Genomic DNA, 223 nt, shown 5'->3' with positions numbered 1-223 from the left:
CGGGATCAGGGCGCCATGGGCATTCGCCAAGCCATGCACCATCCGGAACCCGAGCCGGACGGCGAAACGCTTCGGGCTCCGGGTCGGCTCCAGGGTGCAGTCCCAGCGGGACTGGTTGATGTCGACAGGATGCACTTCGACCCCGTGAGCTTTGGCATCCCGCACCAGCTGGGCGGGCGCATAGAAGCCCATTGGCTGCGAATTGAGAATGGCGCAGCAAAAG

At 64.6% G+C, this 223-nt stretch carries 1 protein-coding gene; it reads right to left on the bottom strand.

Going from position 1 to position 223, the window contains the following annotated elements; all coding sequences use genetic code 11:
• Positions 1–223 (bottom strand): helix-hairpin-helix domain-containing protein (locus tag E4K09_RS07610; RefSeq protein WP_483238016.1); only part of this gene is annotated, 223 nt, incomplete at both ends.

Source organism: Microvirga pakistanensis (genome assembly GCF_004458765.1).
Taxonomy (GTDB): Bacteria; Pseudomonadota; Alphaproteobacteria; order Rhizobiales; family Beijerinckiaceae; genus Microvirga; species Microvirga pakistanensis.
This window is presented reverse-complemented; position numbering and strand designations above follow the sequence as displayed.